This is a genomic window from Marinococcus luteus (assembly GCF_034497705.1).
Taxonomy (GTDB): Bacteria; Bacillota; Bacilli; order Bacillales; family Marinococcaceae; genus Marinococcus; species Marinococcus luteus_A.
Map to the genome: position 1 here is coordinate 37,594 of NZ_JAXRUV010000010.1, position 18,435 is coordinate 56,028.

Sequence of the window (18,435 nt, forward strand, 5' to 3'; positions counted from 1 at the left end):
AATCGTTATTGTATGTACTTTTATTCCCTTATTTCAGAAGTAATATGCTAAAATACGGGCATGGAAAACGTACGGAAGATAGTATTTCCAGCGTTGCAAGGAGGATGAGAATTGGCTTTATTTACCCCGGACGCTATACGCCAGATGACCGATGAAACTACATATTTAGAAGGCAAACGCCTGTATGATTTATATAAAATCGCCCATATGACAGAGGAAACCTTGATGCAGACCCGGCATGTGGAAGCAGTCGTAAAAGACACTCCTTTTCCGGAAGACGTTTTTATTGCCGTTGACGGGAGCCATACTATTCAGGAAATCTACTGTTCCTGCGACCGTTTTTATCATTCCTCGTCTGCACCCTGCCGCCACCTTGTTGCCTTGCTGCTCGAAGCTCCTGCTTTCACCAGTCCTCCAGCTGTATCCGGCTTTAGAACACCCGCGGCAGATAATACTGTGAAAAACCAGTTTTTAGAATACTTTTCGCCGTTCCAGTCACGGGTGGAGGATGTAGGCACGCAGATACATGCTGACTTTTTAATCTCTTTTCCTGTGGATAACCGGAAGCCCGACGTTTTATTTCCAGTCGTCCAGGTGAAGATTGGGGAAAATCAGCGATACGCTGTGAAAAACATTTATCAGTTTATTGAAGCAATGAAAAACGAAGCTCCCTTCCGTCTAACTCCTTCTTTAAAGTTTGATCCTGTGTCCCACTATTTTTCAGAAGAAAACCTTCATGTCCTTCAGCTGCTTGCTTCTGTGCTTCGGCATGAGGAATGGGGGTCCTCCTTTCAGGAGCAGTGGATAGCGAGAAGCGGAGCGAAAAAGGAAATCGCGGTACCACCTTATGCGGTCGAAAAGCTTTTCAGCCTGCTCGATCTCTGCCCGAATGCCTATATCACAGATACACACGGTGAAAGACCCTGGCACGTAACAGACAATTGGCCGTATTCTTTTTTTCTCAGTTATGAAAAGGAATCGGATACGCTGACTTTCTCCACTCCACAACAGGAAACGCCGTTTTTTATAAGCGACAGCAGATATTGTTTGTGGGACGGACAGCTGTACTGCCCGGATAAGGAACTGGCGCGAACCGCAGCTTTCGCCCAGCGAATGCTCATGCAGGCAGAAGGGCAGCGCCTCGTTTTTTCCCGCCAGGAGTTTCACGATACCTTTTTACACTGGGGTGCTCCGTTAATGAATCACCGCTGCCTGGAAATGGATGAGAAGCTGGAGGAAAATCTTCACATAGAGCCGCTGCAGACTGCCCTTTACCTTTCAAAAGGTCCTGGAGGTAAAATTGCCGGGGAGTTAATTTACCGTTACGGATTTAAAGAGTACAGTGCCTTCCGGCCGGACCCCGTTCCGTCTGCCGAAGACTCTTACTTTATGCCCCGGGACCGGCAGCAGGAACACCTTCAGCTCCAACGGCTGCAGCAGAAAGGATTCCTTCAGGAAAATGGCCGCTTCGTCCTTTCTTCCCCGAAAAATATTATTGGTTTTTTATCGAAGGAGCTCGCAGCTCTGCGGCCTTATATGGATATCTTCATGAGTGAAGAGGTTGAAAATATGCTTATTCCAGGGGACAGCCTGTCGTTACTTTCCGACATTCATGCCGATGAGGGATGGATGGAGCTGTCGCTTACCTCGTCTGTAACAGACGCTTTAGAAACACCTGGGGTCTGGAAGGCGATCCAGGAAGGAAAGGAATTCTATATAACTGATGACGACCGGTACCTGCCTCTCGATGATGAGCTGCTGCAGCGCCTCGCCCACGCCCTGCAGCAAATGCCGAAGCCGGATCAGTCCAAAGAAGAGGGTGCAGTTCGCTATCCGGCCCATCAGGCGTTCAATTTGGACAAACACCTTTCTGGCACTCCCCGCTGGCAGACGACCCTTGATGTCGATGACATGCTTGAAAACATCCGGCGGGCTGCTGAAAACCATAAAGTACTTGCCGAGCCGAGCGGCGTAAAGCTGCGGACGTATCAGCGTGAAGGAATCCAATGGATGAAGCAGCTCGCTGCCTACCGCTTTGGCGGCATTCTGGCAGACGATATGGGTCTTGGAAAAACGCTGCAGGCGCTGGGCTTTATTGCGACAGAGTGCAAAGAGAACCCCGGGGGAGAACCGTTTGTTATCATCGCTCCCTCCTCACTTTTATATAATTGGAAAAAAGAAACCGAGCGCTTTTTTCCGTCTTTAAATGCCACAGTTGTTTCCGGAAGCAAAAAAGAACGGGAGCAGCAGATTCAGCAGCAGAGTGATATTTTCATTACCTCCTATCCTCTGCTCCGCCGGGACGTTGAATGGTACGAAGAAACATTTTTCCGCGGCGTTCTGCTCGATGAGGCCCAGGCGGTCAAAAATGCCGGATCTAAAACAGCAAAAGCCGTAAAGCAGCTCCGGAGTAAATACTGCTTTGCGCTGAGTGGTACTCCGGTGGAAAACAGGCTTGATGAGCTGCGGTCGATATTCAGCGTCGTGATGCCCGGGCTGTTTCCAAACAAAAAGCTGTTTTCTTTCTGGAGTCCCGAAGAGGTGAGAGATCGAGCATCTCCCTTTATTATGCGCCGCACGAAAAAAGAAGTGCTCCAGGAGCTTCCTGAGAAGGTTGAAACGACCACTTACTGTGATCTGTTAACGAGTCAGGCGGACATATACAAAAAAACGCTGCAGAACGTGCAGCAGGAGGCGGGCGCTCTCCTTGAAGAAGGAGCAGACTCCAACCGGATGCACCTTCTTTCCCTGTTGACCCGCCTGCGGCAGATCTGCTGCCACCCTTCGCTTGTGGAGCCCGAATATCAAAGCTCATCCGGAAAGCTTGAAGAACTCGTTCGTATTCTTCATGAGGGCACGGCCAACGGACAGCGGGTTCTCGTTTTTTCCCAGTTCACCTCTATGCTGGCTCTGATTAAAAATCGTCTGGCAGAGGAAGACATCGATTACTATTATCTTGATGGGAGCACTCCGGGAGAGGAACGGGTACGACTTGCTGAAACCTTCAACGAAGAAAAAGGCCCGGACGTCTTCTTGATTTCATTACGGGCTGGCGGCACCGGCCTTAACCTTACCGGCGCGGACACCGTAGTTTTGTATGACCTATGGTGGAATCCGGCAGTGGAAATGCAGGCAGCCGACCGCGCCCACCGTCTCGGCCAGACTAAAACAGTTCAGGTAATACGGCTGATTACTCATGAAACCATCGAAGAAAAAATTCAGCACATGCAGGAGGAAAAACGACACCTGTATGACCAGGTCATTACTGATGAACAGAGCAGCTTGAACACGCTAAGCGAAAATGATATCCGCCTCCTGTTAACAGGAAAAGCGCAGGAAACCTGATTAGCGGTGGATGCTCTGGAGGAGATTATTCCATATAAAATAAAGAAGCAGAAGCGCCCGATTGGATGCTTCTGCTTCTTTAGGTACTGTTATTGTTCCGGAAGATATCCGGCAACCAATTCAACCAGCGGGTGATGAACAGGAAGCTCAGCGTAATGGCTCAAAGCCCCTTTGTATCCTTCCCGGTCGATTGTGTTCTGAAGCTCTGCGGCCTCCCCGTCTTCAGTTACGTTAAACTGAAGAGCGGCGGCGATAACAAAAGCCAGTGCTTCCGGACGTTCCCCGGCTTCCTGCAGCTCTACCGCAGGACGGACTAAACGATCCTTCGGACCGAGCTTCCGGATCGGCCCGCGGCCCACCCGGGTCACGGGATCGGAAAGATATTCGTTTGAAAACCGTCCTTTGATTTTTGCCTGGTATTCGTTCTGTTCTTTTTCACCGAACCCATGCTTAATTTGCAGCAGGCGGCCCGTTTCCCGAATAGCCGCTTCAAAGGCGCCGGCCACCTCCGGATGATCCATCGCTTCCTTCGTCGTTTCACATCCGTATAAAAAGCCGACATAGGCAAGGGCTGCATGACCGGTATTTACCGTAAACAGCTTCCGCTCAATATACGGGGTCAGGTCATCCACATAAGTCACTGCCGGTATATTCGGAGTTTTTCCCTTTAGCGAAGGTGCTTCCACCGCCCATTCCAAAAATGGCTCGACGACTACCTTCAGCCCCTGGCCCTCAGGCTGGTTCGGAACAATGCGGTCTACTGCAGCATTAGCGAACCCGGCAAAAGTAGCAGCTTCTGCTTTTTCCTCTTCCGTCAGCTGTTCCCAGATATATTTCTTCAATTCCGCCGTTCCGGCCACCATATTTTCGCAGGCAATTATATTAACTGGGCTGGCATGCCCTTCAGCAGCTTTTTGTTTTAATGCTTTTGCAATAACAGGTGCTACATGCTTTAATACTGCCGGTCCGACGGCCGTGGTAATCAAATCCGCTTCCGACAGTTTTTGTACGAGAGCCTCTTCCTCCTTCGCACTGTGAAAGGCCTGAACTCCAGAAATGGTTTGCGCAGAAGCTCCGTCTTCGGCGAGCTCTACCACATACTCCCCTTTGGCCTTCAGCTGCTCGATTAAAGTATCATTTACATCTGCAAAATACAGTTCATACCCAGCATCAGAGAGCACCTGCCCAATAAAGCCACGGCCAATGTTACCAGCGCCTATTTGTAGAGCTATCATGAAAGTTCAACCTCTCCGATCACCTCGAGCAGCTCTTCTTTGGATGAAGCCTGGACCATTTTTTCAATGTTATCTTCATCAGAACATACAATCGCAATCTTCGATAAAATGTTCAGATGTTCATCCCCTTTTCCGGCAATACCTATTAGAATTCGTACATTATTGCCATCAAAGTCCACCCCGTCCGGTACCTGAATGACTGACAAACCGGAATGGTCCACCCATTCGCGCGAATCCTCCGTACCATGCGGGATCGCAACGCCATTCCCCATGAAGGTCGATGTTACTTTTTCGCGCTCGAGCATACTGTCAATGTAGTTTTGCTGCACGTATCCATTATCGACAAGAACGCCTCCCGCTTCACGGATGGCTTCTTCCTTACCTCCGAGCGATACGTTCAATTTTACATTTTCCTGCTGCAGTACTGGTTTAGTCATATGATTTCTCTCCTTCTCCTTAATATATTTTCCGTTTCAACCATTCCCGAAAAACTTCATCAATATGCTTTTGAATGTCATTTTCTTCCCCACTCCTGAGGACATCCAGCCGATCGGGATTCATCAACATCTCTTCGCTGATGGTGCTCATCAGCTCAAATACTTCTTTTCGTTCCTGTTCCGGTGCAAGCATGACCAGAATACGGTCAACGTCCGTGGTTTTGCCATCCATGGCTGTCAGAGCCTGTGGCGCTTCGAGCCCCCACAGCGTCAGAGACGGTTCATTCACCAGAGCGCTTCTTGTATGAAACAACGCTACATTGGTGCCCGGAATCGCAAAGCCCTTCGCCTGCTTTTCCCAGATTTCCTTTGCGATACTTCCGGCATCCTGAACGATATTTTCTTTTTTTAACTCATCCATGATCCAATGAACTGCCTGTTCCGCGTTCTGTCCACCCGCCACTTTTCTCATATAAAAGCGGTGATACATCTGTACGGTTAAATCTACGCAAAGCTGTATTTCATATAAACTGGTTGTTTTTTCATGCGCTTCCTTCCGCTTCACTGACACCCCGGCTCTGCTCTGCTGACGGTAGATCGAGTCCGCTGCTCGGAGGACTGCTCTCGTATCTTCTTCATTTAGAAAAGGATGAACAACTAAATGTGGAAGTGGCTGCGGATCCAGGGGAATGGTAGAGATAATTAAATCGTAGCCGTCCATATTCATTTCTTCGAGATCGAGCAGACTCACATTTTCGAGATCTCCGAGCACGGGAATTTCTTTTCGCAGCCGGCTTTCAAGCAGCTTCGAGGAGCCGATGCCGCTCGAGCATACGACAAGCGCATGCAGAGGGTCGGCGGCTTCTTCACGCTCTATTGCCGTTCCGAAATGCAGGACCAGAAAACCGACCTCGGCATCCGGAAGATAGCTTTCAGTAAATACGGTATCCGCTGCCTGACGAAGATTTGCGAACAACTCAGCATAATTTTCTTTAATAGAATCCATCAGTGGATTATGGATTCTCATGTTTTCACTAAGCCGGTACAATGCCGGCTCGAGATGGGCAACCAGCCCTTCATAAAGGGAATGATTTTTCCCAAGCGGTTCTCCCGTTAATTTTTCCATCTCATGAATCAGCGCTTTTGCTTTTAAGGCCACCGGGAGGTGATCCACCTCCAGCTGGTTTTCCACCGGCGTCCGGAGCTTTGCCCCCCGCAGATGCATTGTAATATAGCCAATTTCCGCTTCTGGAATGGAGAATTCAAGCACACGTTCAAGCTTTTGAATGATGGCCTCTGCAATCGCAAACTCTTTTGTGTCCCGCAGGTTCTCCATGTAGTCCGCATTAATATCAATACTCTCTCCTACAGAAATCCGCTCAATCGCCAGGGTTAAATGGACGATCAGTCCGATATAAGCACTGTCGGCAAAATTCTGCGGAAGCTGGTCCTGCATGTTTGACAGCACCTGCTCCACCGTCGACCAGTGGTTTTCTCCAACCATATCAAGCAGACGTTCAGCTACGCGGCCCTGTTCGGTCTGCACATTTCGTTCGTAAATGTGGTGGCGGATCGAGCTGAGCAGCTCCTTTTCTTCCACATTTTCTGCAATCAGACTGCTCATCGCCCGGCGTTTAGCTGCTTCCGCTCCCTGCACTTCCACCCCGTAGCCTCTGCGTCTAACAAGCGTGAGTGAAAATAGCTCAAGCCAGTCTTTGAGTTTATCCAAATCCTGGCTGATTGTTGCTATAGTTACTTTTAATTCTGCACCGAGCACTGTTAATTTTATTGGGCCGTCCGATTCAAGAATGAGACAGATCAGCAGGGTCCGGCGTTCATCCGGCGTATATTCAATAACGGCGGGACGCTGGAGACGAAGTTTGATTTCTTCGATATCCTCTTCCGCCCCCTTCAGCCGCACTCCGCTTCCTGTCCGTCTTTCGAGTTCAACCTGTTCGCTGGCAAGCCAGTCTGCCAGCTTATCAAGGTCCCGATGGATGGTCCGGGAGCTTACGTTAATTTCTTCAGCTATTTCAGCCACTGGCGTTAGCTCCTGATGATGCAGAAGATGCAGCAATAGTTCGCGTTCCCGGCCTGTGAGGTATTCCATCGGTTTCCCTCCTTATTCTCTTGTTTTTAGATCTTCAACCACTTCATCGTACTTATCGCTTCCAAGGAAGTTTTCCACCGAGACGTGTTCAGCGTCCGGCCGTTTCTGCCGTGCTCGTTCGGTTAAGTCCTTGTGCGTAATAATCAGGTCCGCGTCGTCCGGAATGTTCGAGATCGACGTGTTCGTCACGCTGATATCGAGACCCGCCTTTTTCACTTTGTCCTTCATGACGGATGCTCCCATAGCACTCGATCCCATACCGGCATCGCAGGCAAAGACAATTTTGTTAACGTCTTTATCCAAATATGCACTGCTGCCTGCTTCAGCTGCATCTGCATTGGAATGAAGTGCAGAAGCCGCAGAGCTTTTTTTGCCTTTCATGCTTTCCATCCTTGCTGTGGACTCTTCAAGAGTTTCTCCTTCATTGGAGCTGAACTTCAAAATCATGGAAGCAATAATGAAGGATACAGCGGCTGAAAGCACTACGCCAAGTAACACTCCGATGAAATCTCCAGGGGCTGCAAGACCGAGTACCGGGAAAATACTCCCTGGTGACGGAACACTTGTAAGGCCAACGTTGAACAGGGAGAACGTGAATACCCCGGTCATACCGCCTGCGATAGCTGCAAGGATGGTAAGAGGCTTCGACAATACATACGGGAAGTAAATTTCATGAATACCGCCCAGGAATTGAATAATCATAGCACCCGGAGCGGAAGCTTTCGAAATTCCTGTGCCAAATATTGCAAATGCAAGCAGAATCCCTACACCGGGACCTGGGTTTGGTTCAAGCAGATACAGAATTGATTTCCCTGCAGAAGATACCTGTTCTGCTGCAATCGGACTCAACACACCGTGGTTGATAGCATTGTTTAAAAACAGTACCTTTGCCGGTTCAATGATAATACTCGTTAACGGCAGCAGGCCTGTGTTGACCAGAAAGTCTACTGCTCCGCTTAAAACGCTCGTTAACCATTGTACGATCGGCCCGATGGCAAGAAGACCGAAGATAGCCAGAAAGAAGCCGATAATTCCTGCAGAAAAGTTGTTTACGAGCATTTCAAAGCCCTGGCGGATTTTCCCTTCGACGAGTCTGTCAAATCCTTTAACGGCAATACCGCCAAGTGGGCCCATTGCCATAGCTCCGAGGAACATTGGAATTTCTGCTCCGGCCACAACGCCTATTGTGGCAACTGCGCCAACGACCCCGCCGCGCACGTCATGGACAATTTTCCCGCCCGTATAACCAATTAAAAGCGGAAGCAGATAAATGATCATCGGATCGACGAGGACTGCCAGGTCTTTGTTCGGCCACCATCCGGATTCGATAAATAATGCCGTAATCAGCCCCCATGCAATAAAAGCACCGATATTCGGCATAATCATGCTGCTTAAAAAGCTGCCGAACTTCTGAACCCTTGAACGGATGCTTTTTTTCTGCGGTGCATGTTCTGTTGATGCACTCATTGTGTTTCCCCCTTTTTTTGGTCCAAATATATTGATGACAATAATGAAATAATTTCTTGATGAAGTATGGACCGTTCATTTTTAGTATTCGCTTACACCTTTATTCTATGGGGATTTCTGTGCGAACACAATTAAAGGAAAATACAAATAAGACAGGATCAATGTTGACACGATTAAACAAACGGGTACAAATGCTGTAAAGCACCCCTCTTACTCTATGAACTTCCATTTATGTGTACCTATTCGCTGACCTCTCTCCGCTGTCCTTTATTTCATAAAAAAATGCCGCTCCAGGAGCAGCATTTTTATTTCTTTATCTGGTCGGTGGAGCCATAAATTCAGGTCCAACCGGGTCTTTTACATGCTTATTTACAATTTCGTTCACGGCTTTCATATCCGTCTGGTCGAGCTGCCAGTTCATAATTTCTTCAATGCCTTCCATCTGGTCCGGACGGCGGCCGCCCCATAGGGCTGTACTTGTACCCGGCTGGTCCAGCACCCAGCGGACAGCCAGATGGATCACGCGCTTGTCGTATTTATTCCACACGTATTGATCGAGTTCATTTACCGCAGCAATGTACTGCGAAAAACGGTCCTCCTGAAACTTCGGATCCCCGTTGCGGAGATCATCACCTTCAAATGTCGTTTTTTCCGTCATTTTGCCGCTTAACAGCCCGCGGCACAGTGAACCATACAGCAGCGTGGAAACGTCCTGCTTTTCGGCATAAGGCAGAATGTCTTCTTCGATGCCCCGTTCGAAAATATTATATGGCGGCTGTATGACATGAACCGGTGCCGTGCTTTGGAACATTTCAATCTGTTCGACCGTGAAATTACTGACCGCTATTGCGCGGATTTTCCCCGCATCGAGTATTTCTTTCATGGCTTCTGCCGTTTCGGCCATATCTGCTTTAGGGTCCGGCCAGTGCACATGATAAATATCGATATGGTCGGTCTGCAGCCGCTGCAGGGAATCATCAATTTCCCGGCGGACCCGGGCAGCCGTACCGTCCCGGAAGGCGCCTTCCTCGTTCCAGTTTATGCCGCACTTGCTGGACAGTACAACGTTTTGCCGTTTATTATCCTGTTTTAACGCCTTTCCGACAATTTTTTCTGATTCTCCGAACCCGTAAGCAGGAGCAGTATCCACAAGGGTGATGCCTTTATCAAGTGCTGCATGTATCGTTTCAATCGACTGCTTTTCATCTGTTCCACCCCACTGCGTGCCGCCAATAGCCCACGTTCCGAGCCCTATCCGTGACGGACGAAGATTCGTGCCGGCAATTGAAGTATGTTCCATGTTTAAAATCTCCTTTGTATGATACGTAGTTGAACATACTTTTCCTCCGATGCCGGCATTTTAAACCGTGTCGCTCTTTAATTCCTCTACGATAGATGTCCCCTTCTCACTGCTTTCATCCTGCCACTGCCACTGTTCGTGCAGGCGGATTCTTCCATCTTCCAGCACTTCCGGGATCGAATAACACCTGCCGCCCCTTATGCTCCAGTCCTCGTTTACGTGATTGTAGCGGAATTCCAGCTCGCCATTTGCATACACCTTTCCAATTAGAACACCGGAAACGACTTCGCCTCCAGAATAGCGGGCCCTAAGTACTGATCCCTCCTGCTCGTAATAAAAAATGGTTTGTCCTGATACCTCTCCCCCTGCACTGTTTTCTATGCCTGTAAACTGTCTGCCGTGATAGTTCACTGCTTTTCCTCCTTCACTGCCCGAGTGAACGGGCTAACTGATTTGAAAACATGATGACTGCTAAAAAAAACGGACCGGAGCCTGCCATGATCCAGGCAACGGTCTGTGCCTGCACAAACTGGGAAATAAAAAATGACATGGAGGACGCCATCGTCACAACGACGAAAAAGCCGTCGAGCTGATAGGCGTAAATAATCGATACACCGTAAAAAATGCCAAGAAAACCGAAAAAAAACGTACCCAGAATTGGATACAGAATATGATACTGATACGGCTCCACGAGTTTAAGAAGCAGCACCCCGACGATTGAACCAAGGTATGTGCATACTGCTAAAAGAAAAGCCAAATTGGGAAAAAGCTGCACCTCTCCCAGTATAATTGTATAAAATATAAATAACAGCAGGGTCACCGTACAGGCGGCTCCACTGCCCTTTAAATACTCTCTCAGCATATCTGTCGATGTCTCCATGTAATCCTCTCCCTGTTTCTTCCTTCTTTTCATATTATATCAGACAAACCCTTCCCCTTGGCGTTTCTTTCTTTTTCCCATTATGCTAAGATAGTATCGGTAAATTCCAGGGAGGTGTTCATTGTTGGAGAGGGGTAAACGTTTAGCAATTATGATAGAAACAGCATTCATGGCTGCTCTCTCTTTTATTTTAGGATTTCTTGAATTCGGCGGACCGTGGCTCGCCGGCGGTTCGATTTCTTTTATTATGGTTCCTATTTTTCTAATGGCTTTTCGCCGCGGATGGAAAGCGGGACTTGCCACAGGGTTTTTGGCAGGAATGCTCCAGCTTCTGCAGGGAGCAACCATCGTCCACCCTGTTCAGCTCGTTCTTGAATACCCGATCGCTTACACGGTGCTCGGATTTGCTGCAATTTTTACGACACATGCTGTCTTCCGGGAGCGGATTCCTTACCTTTTAATGCTTATCGGCATTGTCTTCGGGGCACTGCTTCGCTATATCGACCATTTTGTCTCAGGCGTTATCTGGTTTGGAAGCTATGCGCCGGAAGGCACACCTGTTGTAGCGTATTCAGCACTCTACAACGCTTCGTATTTAATTCCGCAAACCATTATTACCGTTATTATTTTATTTGTTATCGCAAAATACCGTCCGAAATTTTTTGATCAGCCGAAATGGAAATAGCATGTTAATATGAAACATTTTAAAGCGGCAGTCGTCCTGCCGCTTTTTCTGTGCTGGTGACGTTTCCTTTTACGGTCCCTGGGGAAAAGTTTATTAATAACTTTTGAGGAGGTCGTCAGTCATGCAGCCAATTAATACTGCTATTATCGCTTTTGGTTTTTCAGGATCCGTGTTTCATACACCTATTATTGAAAAAAGCGATCACTTTAACATTCGTCTCGTTTCATCCTCGAGTGCGGAAAAAGTACATGAACGGCTTCCGGATGTTGAAGTTACCACTGAAGCAGAGAAAGCCTGCCGGCGGGAGGACATTGATCTTGTGGTCATTACGAGTCCAAACACGACGCATTACCCTCTGGCTAAAGCTGCAATTGAAAACGGCAAGCATGTTGTTTTGGAAAAACCATTCGTGCCTACATATGAGGAAGCCGTAGAGCTGACAGAGCTCGCTGAAGCAAATGATGTCGTTTTAAGCGTATATCACAATCGCCGATGGGACGGTGATTTTTTGACGATTCGTTCCTTGCTGGAAGCAGGGGCGCTTGGCGACGTTCACACCTTCCAGGGGACGTGGAACGACTATGCCCCGGAGGTGGAGGGGCTCTGGCGTGAGCAGGACCTGCCAGGCTCAGGGAGCTGGTTTGATTTAGGAGCCCATTTCATTGATCAGGCGCTTGAACTATTCGGTATGCCGGAAACTATTTTCGCTGACCTTGAAATGCAGCGCCCGAAGACGAATAATACCGATTATTTTCATGCGATTCTTGGATACCCGAACCAGCGGGTTATTTTACAATCCAGCTTTCTTGCTGTCGGAGAAGTTCCGAGGTATATTGTGCATGGAACGAAAGGCAGCTTTGTAAAATACGGCTTTGATCCCCAGGAGGATATGCTGATTAACGGCAAAACACCCGGAGATCAGGGATGGGCCCTGGAGGACGAGGCTTACTACGGGACGTATACTGATGCGTATGGCGGTACTGAAACAATCCCTACGCATCAAGGATCGTACGAATCCTATTACGAAAAGGTTGCCCAGGCCATCCAGGAGGATGGCAAAAATCCGGTGACTGCCATTGAAGCGAGCAGAGTCATCCGCCTGCTCGAGCTCGCCGAAAAAAGTGATTGGGAAAAACGTGTCATTCCAGTCTCCTTTAATGAATAATAATGCTTTTCCCGGGGTCCCTCCGTGCTTATGGGTTTTTATCACACCTGTGTGCATGGGGGTTTTTTATTTACAGGGATGAAACTGTAGAAGTATGTCGCCGGTCTCACCACGAATGAATGGAGAAATCCAGATCCTTCTTTAAGTGACTTTTCATCAGTGCTTCTGCCTTGTCCTCCTCGTGATTCCGGATTGCTTCAAGTATTGCTTCGTGCTCTTCAATCAGACGCGGCCTCTGGTGATACACCACTGTTCTCCGGAACAAAAAAATAACTGACTGCATTCGTTCGATGGTATCAATTAGTACATCGTTATTGCTCGCGCTGACAATAATATCGTGAAATTCCTTATTCGCTTCCATTATTTCTTCTGTAGTTCCTTGCTTTGCCGTTTCTACACACCTCTGCAGGCCTTCTATCTGGTTAGGGCCCATGTAACGGGCAGCCTGGCGGACAGCAAAACCTTCGAGCAGCATCCGCACATCAAACGTATTCATTAAATCTTTAATAGTTGGGTTAATCACCCGTTTGTCTTTAATTAAGCCTTCCTCTTCAAGCTTGCGCATTGCATCCCGTACAGGCGTCCTGCTGACCCCAAGTTCGTCTGCCAGTTTTACTTCCGTAAGTTTTTCCCCGCGTTCATATTTTTCCTCAAATATGGCATCCCGAATTTTTTCATATGCCGTATCCGAAGCAGAGTGCTGTTGCTTCATCGTGTCGTCATCCCTTCTGCTGCAATAATTTGTTTTCATTTTCTTATTCTCATTATACCTATCTAATAGAAATTAAACCAACTAACCATTTAATGTATACAATAAATATAAAATTGTGTACAATGATTTTTATTGAAAGCCTTATCAATGTTAATAAAAAACATTTTTCCATTTAACGAACTGAAGGAGTGGAACCATATGAATATTGGACAAATTGGTTTAGGCATTATGGGAGGCCCGATGGCTGAAAATCTTCTGAAGGCCGGTTTTGCAGTGAAGGGGTTTGATATCCATCCTGCGGCCAGAGAGCGGATAACGGAAGCACGAGGTGAGGCTGCCGATTCGGCCGGTGAAGCTGCTGAAGACAGTGATATTGTTATCACCATGCTTCCCACCACAGCCATACTCGATGAGGTAATAATGAATGACATTCTGCCGGTCGTGAAAAAAGGAGCCATCGTTATTGATATGAGCTCTGTGTCCCCCGTGGATTCCAGACGCTGGGCAGAGATGCTTCAGGAAAAAGAAGCAGCCTTTTTGGATGCGCCGGTTAGCGGCGGTGAACCGAAGGCAATAGACGGTACGCTTTCCATCATGGCTGGCGGCACCGATCACGCCTTTGCCGCTGCCTATCCAATTCTGCGGGCTGTCGGTACAGACGTCACTCACGTTGGCGAAGTGGGAGCCGGCTCCACCACGAAGCTAGCCAATCAAATATTAGTAAATGTCACGATGGCAGCTATGTCGGAAGCAGTTCTGCTTGCTTCCAAAGCAGGAGCGGACATTGATAAAGTCTATGAAGCTATCCGCAACGGCCTGGCTGGAAGCAGTGTACTCGACGCAAAAATCCCGAAAATTCTTGAACGGGACTTTACTGCAGGCGGGCGGATAGACATTAATTTAAAGGATCTCTCCAACGTGCTTCAAACCGGTAAATCCCTCGGGGTTCCCCTGCCGCTTGCATCGGATGTGGCTGAAATGTATGAATCGATGATTGCGCACGGCAAACAATCCGACGATCACAGCGGCGTGCTACAGCACTATGAAATGCTTGCGAACTATTCGGTGCCAAAAGGAGGAAAACACGGGTGACACAGGTAAATAGTTACATTAACTCCCTTCCCCGTTACGATGAAAAGAAAGTGGATGCTTTTTTTACGGAAGCAGCCAAACATATGCCTCACAAAATCATCTCCCTCGACGACGATCCAACCGGCGTCCAGACTGTCCACGGCGTACCGGTGTATACAGACTGGGAGGAGTCGACAATCCGGGAGGCCTTTGAAGACGAGCGGCAGCTCATTTTCATTCTCACAAATTCGCGTTCCTTCTCTGAAGCCGAAACAACGAAGGTCCATACCGACATCGCAGAGCGAATAGCCCGCGTATCTGAAGAAAAAAATCAGCCGTTTCTGCTGATCAGCCGGGGAGATTCCACCCTGCGGGGTCACTATCCGCTGGAAACAGAGGTTTTAAAAGATACACTCGAGTCCCGGACAGGCCAAGCGGTGGAGGGAGAAATTCTTATTCCCTTTTTTGAACAGGGTAACCGGCGAACCGCCTTTGACGTGCACTACATTCAGCAGGGGGAAACCTTTGTCCCCGTAGCGGAGACAGAGTTTGCCCGCGACCGGATGTTTGGATTTGCTTCGAGCCACTTAGGCGAATATGTAGAAGAAAAAACAGGCGGCAGATTTAAGAGGGAAGATGTTATTTCCATCTCTCTCGACGAGCTACGGGCCCTGGACTTCGAAGCGATCGGATCTAAACTCGGACAGGCTGCTTCCTTTCAAAAGGTTATCGTCAACGCTGTCAGTGAAACAGATGTAAAAGTATTCTGTATTGCTTTGTTCCGGGCCGTAAATAACAGTAAAAACTTTCTATTCCGAACAGCGGCGACGTTTACAAAAGAAATTGGCGGTATCACCCGCAAACCTTATTTGGACGCAGGCAGCCTCTTCAAGCATCAAAGTGATCATGGCGGCCTAATTATTATCGGCTCCCATGTGCAAAAATCGACGGAGCAGCTCGAAGTCCTAAAACAGCTGACCGATATTCAATTCGTTGAATTTTACTGTTCAGCAGTGATGGGCGAGGAAGCATTTCAAAAGGAAACCCACCGTGTTCAGCAGATCGTCGATAGCTTTATCGAGCAGGGAACTACAGTGTGTGTCTACACTTCCCGGGAACGTATTGACTTAGGGGAAAATAGAAAAGAAGAAGAGCTCGCGCTATCCGTAAAAATTTCCAATGCCGTCACAAGCTTTGTGAAGAACGCTGCTTGCCAGCCGGCATTTGTTGTGGCGAAAGGCGGTATTACATCGAGCGATGTCGGCACGAAGGGGTTATTCGTAAAAAAAGCAGAAGTGCTTGGGCAGATTGCTCCGGGTGTGCCCGTCTGGCAGACAGATGAGAAAAGCCGTTTTCCTGGTATTCCTTATGTAATTTTCCCGGGAAATGTAGGAGAAAGAGAAACATTGCAGCGCGTCGTACAAACCCTGCAGAAGCATATATAACAAACAGAACCGGCGGGAAATTTGTAATGACCCGCCGGTTCTTCTATTTTTTCTGTTTTTCTGCCGGGCCATTCAAACGGCTGCGAAGCTCTCTTGCAGCATCTTCTGGCGCTTCGGCCAGACTGATCGCGGAGATCAGTGAAACCCCGTCAGCCCCCGCCTCCACAATATCAGCGGCGTTGGAGACATCGATGCCGCCGATTCCTACAATCGGAAGAGCAATGCCTTCCGCCCGCAGCCGGCGGATGCCTTCAAGCCCGACCGGTGCTTTGGCATCTTCCTTAGTATCAGTCGCAAACATCGGACCCACGCCCAGGTAGTCCGCCCCGTCTGCAGCCGCCCGGTGTGCTTCTTCAATAGTGCGCACGGATACCCCGATCACCATGCGGGAAGGGCAGCGTTCTTTAACTTTAGAAGCCGGGTCGTCCTCCTGCCCGATATGAATTCCGTCTGCTTCGAGCCGGATCGCCATATCCACATCGTCATTAACAATAAACGGAACATGAAAAGCAGCACATTGAGCCTTCATCCTCCGGCCGAGCCGCCACTTTTCCTCTTCAAGCAGCGCTCCCTGGCCTTTTTCGCGGAACTGGAAGCACGTAATGCCGCCCTGAAGAGCTTTTTGCAGTACCTCTTCCGGGTCTCGTCCTCCCGTATTGTTGCTTCCCATAATAAAATACAGCTTCAAAATCTCTTTATCCATGGTTTCAGCTCCCTATGATTCCTGTTTGACGCGGATATAGTGGCGCAGATCCATTTCCTGTGTTGCATGGAGGGCGTTCAATAATTCAATTTGAAAGGAGCCTGGGCCCTCCCGTGTCGTTAAACTGCCTGCGATTTCCGCTGCCGCCCCGTAATAAGCAAGTGCAGCCGCTACTGCTCCAGCCGAATACTGGACGGTTAAAAAGGATCCTGCAATTGAACTGAGAAGGCAGCCGGTGCCGGTTACTTTTGTCAGCAGGGTATGGCCATTCTGCACGATAAATACTTCACCCTGATGAGCTACTGCGTCTTCTATTCCGGTCACCGCTGCAATTGCTTCAAACTTTCTTGCGGCTTCTTTAGCAAGCTTCGGATTATCTGCTTCCCCTGAAGCGTCCACACCCTGCACGTTTCCGCTTTCACCTAGCAGCGCGGCCATTTCTCCTGCATTTGCACGGATCAGCGCCACATCCAGCTCTTCGAGAAGAGCAATTGCCGTTTCTGTCCGATAAGCCGTCGCGCCCGCCCCTACGGGATCCAGCACTACGGGTATACCCTTTTCATTAGCTGCTTTACCGGCAAGCCGCATCGCCTTCACCTGTTCGCGGTTCAGCGTACCAATGTTGAGTACAAGTGCATTCGCTGCCTTGGCCATTTCCGCTGCTTCCTCCGGCGCGTTTGCCATCACCGGGGATGCGCCCATCGACAGCAGTCCATTTGCAGTAAAATTAGTTACTACTGTGTTCGTAATATTATGAATCAGCGGCCGTGTTTTTCGTACTTCCTCCAGCAGACCTATAACTTCCTTTGCTTTCATGCCGATCCCTCATTTCTTTATTTTAACAGTTGATCGAGTGGAACGCGCACTCCCCAGTGGTTGACCGGTCCATTGCCTTTACCAATCTCAAGGGGGTGGGCAATCGCATTGGTAATATATTCTTTGCTTTCCTGCACTGCTAAATAGATGGATTTCCCTCGTGCAAGCTTTGCGGCAATCGCGGCTGATAGTGTACAGCCTGTACCGTGCGTATGCCTTGTATCCGTCCGTGGCGAACGGAAATAGTGAATTTCTCCGTCGACGTACAAAATATCGACTGCGTCTTCTTTCATATGGCCGCCCTTGACCAGCGCTGCCCGGGCCCCTAATTCATCAACAATTTTTTTAGCAGCTGCTTCCATCTCTTCTAGGGACTGGACCTGAAAGTCCGTCAGGCTTGCTGCCTCAGCCATATTCGGCGTAACGACTGCGGCCAGAGGAAGAAATTCATTTTTCATGACTTCAAGCGTCTCCTTCTCAGACAGAGAATCTCCGCTTGTAGCAACCATCACCGGGTCGATAACCACCGGCAGGTCATATTTTTTCAGCATGTTCACCGTCGTGCGGATCATATTTGGCGTTGCAATCATTCCGGTTTTTACCGCATCCGGCATAATATCATCAAAGACGGAATCCAGCTGGGCCTGAAGCAGACTGGTACTCATATGCTCCACCCGCTGAACCCCGGTCGTATTTTGCGCGAGCACACTCGTAATAGCAGACATTCCATATGCTTCACATTCCTGAAATGCTTTCAAATCAGCCTGGATGCCAGCCCCGCCGGTAGGATCTGTTCCGGCGATGGTTAATACTTTAGGTACCTGTGGCATTCGTTGTATCCTCCTTCAGAAGGAATCCTGCTTTAGGTTCAAAAAAAGCTCACCCCCTGAAAGTAGAGAGTGAGCTTTGGCGTATACGTACGTATTTGTATAAAACGAAGCTCCACTTCCCTACGCTGGTACTACCCAGATCAGGTTCGAAGGGACCAAGAATGGTTCTTGTCTCAGCGCAGGCGCCCCTAGCGGATTCCTTACTATTTTTCTCAATCGTACGTGACGCACAGT

General features: G+C 48.7%; 16 protein-coding genes and 1 riboswitch. Of the genes, 5 read left to right on the forward strand and 11 right to left on the reverse strand.

What is annotated here, in order from left to right:
* The first annotated feature begins 111 nt into the window (after positions 1 to 111).
* Positions 112 to 3,345 (forward strand): DEAD/DEAH box helicase, encoded by a 3,234-nt coding sequence (locus Q9M42_RS13775; RefSeq protein WP_322527035.1) that lies wholly within the window; start codon positions 112 to 114, stop codon positions 3,343 to 3,345.
* A gap of 89 nt (positions 3,346 to 3,434) precedes the next feature.
* On the opposite strand, the gene Q9M42_RS13780 is transcribed toward Q9M42_RS13775, so the two are convergent.
* The 7 genes from Q9M42_RS13780 to Q9M42_RS13810 all read right to left on the reverse strand — a co-directional run bounded on the left by Q9M42_RS13780 (position 3,435) and on the right by Q9M42_RS13810 (position 10,774).
* Positions 3,435 to 4,580, reverse strand: coding sequence for a mannitol-1-phosphate 5-dehydrogenase (locus Q9M42_RS13780; RefSeq protein WP_322527036.1), 1,146 nt, complete (start codon positions 4,578 to 4,580; stop codon positions 3,435 to 3,437).
* Positions 4,577 to 5,017 carry a PTS sugar transporter subunit IIA gene (locus Q9M42_RS13785; protein WP_322527037.1) on the reverse strand — a complete coding sequence of 147 codons (441 nt, stop codon included), beginning with the start codon at positions 5,015 to 5,017 and terminating at the stop codon, positions 4,577 to 4,579. The genes Q9M42_RS13780 and Q9M42_RS13785 overlap by 4 nt, the downstream gene beginning before the upstream one ends.
* Before the next feature lie 19 nt (positions 5,018 to 5,036).
* Complete coding sequence (locus Q9M42_RS13790) at positions 5,037 to 7,127, reverse strand: BglG family transcription antiterminator (protein WP_322527038.1); 2,091 nt, start codon at positions 7,125 to 7,127, stop codon at positions 5,037 to 5,039.
* A 12-nt stretch (positions 7,128 to 7,139) separates the two neighbouring features.
* A complete protein-coding gene (locus Q9M42_RS13795; protein WP_322527039.1) occupies positions 7,140 to 8,594 on the reverse strand; it encodes a PTS mannitol transporter subunit IICB in 1,455 nt (484 codons plus the stop codon).
* A gap of 313 nt (positions 8,595 to 8,907) precedes the next feature.
* On the reverse strand, positions 8,908 to 9,894 hold the full coding sequence (locus tag Q9M42_RS13800) for an aldo/keto reductase (RefSeq protein ID WP_322527040.1): 987 nt from the start codon (positions 9,892 to 9,894) through the stop codon (positions 8,908 to 8,910).
* Positions 9,895 to 9,954: 60 nt separating this feature from the next.
* On the reverse strand, positions 9,955 to 10,305 hold the full coding sequence (locus Q9M42_RS13805; RefSeq protein WP_322527041.1) for a n-acetylglutamate synthase: 351 nt from the start codon (positions 10,303 to 10,305) through the stop codon (positions 9,955 to 9,957).
* A gap of 13 nt (positions 10,306 to 10,318) precedes the next feature.
* Positions 10,319 to 10,774 (reverse strand): hypothetical protein, encoded by a 456-nt coding sequence (locus Q9M42_RS13810; protein ID WP_322527042.1) that lies wholly within the window; start codon positions 10,772 to 10,774, stop codon positions 10,319 to 10,321.
* Between the two features lie 124 nt (positions 10,775 to 10,898).
* On the opposite strand from Q9M42_RS13810, the gene thiT reads away from it, so the two are divergent.
* Both thiT and Q9M42_RS13820 read left to right on the forward strand, forming a co-directional pair.
* A complete protein-coding gene (gene thiT / locus Q9M42_RS13815) occupies positions 10,899 to 11,459 on the forward strand; it encodes an energy-coupled thiamine transporter ThiT (protein ID WP_244897352.1) in 561 nt (186 codons plus the stop codon).
* Between the two features lie 121 nt (positions 11,460 to 11,580).
* A complete protein-coding gene (locus Q9M42_RS13820) occupies positions 11,581 to 12,624 on the forward strand; it encodes an oxidoreductase (RefSeq protein WP_322527043.1) in 1,044 nt (347 codons plus the stop codon).
* Between the two features lie 106 nt (positions 12,625 to 12,730).
* Here Q9M42_RS13820 and Q9M42_RS13825 read toward each other — a convergent pair whose 3' ends face one another.
* Positions 12,731 to 13,336 (reverse strand): GntR family transcriptional regulator, encoded by a 606-nt coding sequence (locus Q9M42_RS13825; protein ID WP_322527044.1) that lies wholly within the window; start codon positions 13,334 to 13,336, stop codon positions 12,731 to 12,733.
* Between the two features lie 147 nt (positions 13,337 to 13,483).
* Between Q9M42_RS13825 and Q9M42_RS13830 the strand changes: the two genes are divergently transcribed.
* Both Q9M42_RS13830 and Q9M42_RS13835 read left to right on the forward strand, forming a co-directional pair.
* On the forward strand, positions 13,484 to 14,428 hold the full coding sequence (locus Q9M42_RS13830) for an NAD(P)-binding domain-containing protein (RefSeq protein WP_322527045.1): 945 nt from the start codon (positions 13,484 to 13,486) through the stop codon (positions 14,426 to 14,428).
* The gene (locus Q9M42_RS13835; protein ID WP_322527046.1) at positions 14,425 to 15,852 is read left to right on the forward strand and encodes a four-carbon acid sugar kinase family protein; all 1,428 of its coding nucleotides are present in this window, start codon (positions 14,425 to 14,427) and stop codon (positions 15,850 to 15,852) included. Before Q9M42_RS13830 ends, Q9M42_RS13835 begins: the two co-directional genes overlap by 4 nt.
* A gap of 43 nt (positions 15,853 to 15,895) precedes the next feature.
* Here Q9M42_RS13835 and thiE read toward each other — a convergent pair whose 3' ends face one another.
* From thiE to thiD, 3 genes are read right to left on the reverse strand one after another with little or no spacing between them, the layout of a single operon-like run.
* Positions 15,896 to 16,555, reverse strand: a complete 660-nt coding sequence (gene thiE / locus Q9M42_RS13840) for a thiamine phosphate synthase (protein WP_322527047.1) — start codon at positions 16,553 to 16,555, stop codon at positions 15,896 to 15,898.
* A gap of 12 nt (positions 16,556 to 16,567) precedes the next feature.
* Complete coding sequence (gene thiM / locus Q9M42_RS13845) at positions 16,568 to 17,371, reverse strand: hydroxyethylthiazole kinase (RefSeq protein WP_322527048.1); 804 nt, start codon at positions 17,369 to 17,371, stop codon at positions 16,568 to 16,570.
* A gap of 17 nt (positions 17,372 to 17,388) precedes the next feature.
* A complete protein-coding gene (thiD, locus tag Q9M42_RS13850; RefSeq protein WP_322527049.1) occupies positions 17,389 to 18,201 on the reverse strand; it encodes a bifunctional hydroxymethylpyrimidine kinase/phosphomethylpyrimidine kinase in 813 nt (270 codons plus the stop codon).
* 100 nt (positions 18,202 to 18,301) lie between these two features.
* Positions 18,302 to 18,401: riboswitch (TPP riboswitch) on the reverse strand.
* Positions 18,402 to 18,435: the final 34 nt, after the last annotated feature.

Excerpts from the sequence above, each read along its gene's own strand:
- Q9M42_RS13780 (WP_322527036.1), bottom strand. The coding sequence starts at position 4,580 with ATGATAGCTCTACAAATAGGCGCTGGTAACATTGGCCGTGGCTTTATT.
- Q9M42_RS13785 (WP_322527037.1), bottom strand. The coding sequence starts at position 5,017 with ATGACTAAACCAGTACTGCAGCAGGAAAATGTAAAATTGAACGTATCG.
- Q9M42_RS13790 (WP_322527038.1), bottom strand. The coding sequence starts at position 7,127 with ATGGAATACCTCACAGGCCGGGAACGCGAACTATTGCTGCATCTTCTG.
- Q9M42_RS13795 (WP_322527039.1), bottom strand. The coding sequence starts at position 8,594 with ATGAGTGCATCAACAGAACATGCACCGCAGAAAAAAAGCATCCGTTCA.
- Q9M42_RS13800 (WP_322527040.1), bottom strand. The coding sequence starts at position 9,894 with ATGGAACATACTTCAATTGCCGGCACGAATCTTCGTCCGTCACGGATA.
- Q9M42_RS13810 (WP_322527042.1), bottom strand. The coding sequence starts at position 10,774 with ATGGAGACATCGACAGATATGCTGAGAGAGTATTTAAAGGGCAGTGGA.
- Q9M42_RS13820 (WP_322527043.1), top strand. The coding sequence starts at position 11,581 with ATGCAGCCAATTAATACTGCTATTATCGCTTTTGGTTTTTCAGGATCC.
- Q9M42_RS13825 (WP_322527044.1), bottom strand. The coding sequence starts at position 13,336 with ATGAAGCAACAGCACTCTGCTTCGGATACGGCATATGAAAAAATTCGG.
- Q9M42_RS13830 (WP_322527045.1), top strand. The coding sequence starts at position 13,484 with ATGTTAATAAAAAACATTTTTCCATTTAACGAACTGAAGGAGTGGAAC.
- thiE (WP_322527047.1), bottom strand. The coding sequence starts at position 16,555 with ATGGATAAAGAGATTTTGAAGCTGTATTTTATTATGGGAAGCAACAAT.
- thiM (WP_322527048.1), bottom strand. The coding sequence starts at position 17,371 with ATGAAAGCAAAGGAAGTTATAGGTCTGCTGGAGGAAGTACGAAAAACA.
- thiD (WP_322527049.1), bottom strand. The coding sequence starts at position 18,201 with ATGCCACAGGTACCTAAAGTATTAACCATCGCCGGAACAGATCCTACC.